We start from the raw sequence: 1,416 nt of genomic DNA, 5'->3' as shown, positions 1-1,416 counted from the left end.
GACTGTAACCCATTTCACTTTATGCCTTGTCATTTTGGATTTGGATATTATGACATATTAGTATGATTTTGCTATATCGTCGGCGGTGACATCAACACTGGCACCTTGGTTGAACCAATATGGCAATGCCCGCCTCACACTCCCTTTCGACAGCCATTTTTCGTTAAAAGACGTTGCATTTGATTGGTTGCTGCCTTTTTATCAACCGGCTTCAGGGGTAGCATTCAGTCAGTTAGGGGTAAAAACCCACCACGGACAGACAACAACGGCAGTCGGATTCGGCTATCGCTATGTCGCCGATAACTGGTTATGGGGGGCCAATGTCTTCTGAGATGCGTTGTGGCCGGAGCAGCATCACCGTTACAGCATTGGATTAGAAGCCTGGCATGATAACGTTAAATTGTCTGCCAACCTTTACCAGCGTTTATCCCATTGGAAGACCTCCCGGCTCACAGATTTCGATGCAAGACCCGCCAATGGCTGGGATATTCAGGCCGAAGCCGGGTTGCCTGCTTTTCCTCACTGGGGCGGGCAGTTGAAGTATGAGCAATATTACGGGCAGCAGGTCGCGTTATTCGGTGAAGCAGAACGCCAGAAAAACCCGTACAGCGTCACCGCCGGGCTGACTTACACGCCCGTGCCGTTAGTGACACTGGGTGCCGATTTTCGGCAGGGTAAACACGGTGTCAGTGAAAACCGTTTTACCCTGAACCTCAATTATCGGTTGGGGGTTCCGTTCAGCCAACAGCTTGATCCAAACGCAGTCGCACCCCTGCGCAGCCTGAGAGCCAGTCAGCTGGATTTTGTGAACCGGCGCAGCGATATGGTGCTGGATTATCAGAAACAGACGTTGATAACACTGGCTTTCCCCGCATCCATTAATGGGTATGAAGGCAAGGAAGTGACCTTTGTACCGATTATCCAGTCCAAATATCCGCTGGCACGTTTAGAGCTGGATACGGCTGAACTACAGCAGGCAGGCGGGAAAATGCTTTATCAGCAACCAGATAAAGTGACGTTACAGTTGCCGAAAACCACGAAAAACCCCGTTCGGCTTTCGGGGATCGCCATCGACAGCCGGGGTAATCGCTCCAGCCGGGCAGAAATCCTGATAGTGAGTTTGCCGACCGAAAAGCGATTGCGGGTGACAGCAAATAAAACACAGGCCAAAGCCGATGGTCATGACCGTGTGATCTATACCGTTCTTGTCACTGATCAGGAGGGCGCTCCTGTCCAGTCTCATCTCCACCGCAGCATCAGCCTGATGGCCTTTATACACAACTTCAGCAATATCAATAGCCGTATTTCCCAGATTTTTCAGGATACCGGTTCCCACATCGGCTACCACATCGCCGACTTTTCCCCAGAACCCTTCTTCACCCTGAGTATTCGGCTTGATAACGGGATTAGCTTCTT

Annotated in this window: 1 pseudogene; it reads left to right on the top strand. The window is 50.8% G+C overall.

Annotated elements, in window-relative coordinates:
* Positions 1-85 precede the first annotated feature (85 nt).
* A pseudogene (locus ABLA76_RS12135) lies at positions 86-1,416 on the top strand (inverse autotransporter beta domain-containing protein); the annotation flags it as partial.

The sequence above is a fragment of the Xenorhabdus sp. SGI240 genome (assembly GCF_040081915.1).
Taxonomy (GTDB): domain Bacteria; phylum Pseudomonadota; class Gammaproteobacteria; order Enterobacterales; family Enterobacteriaceae; genus Xenorhabdus; species Xenorhabdus bakwenae.
This window is presented reverse-complemented; position numbering and strand designations above follow the sequence as displayed.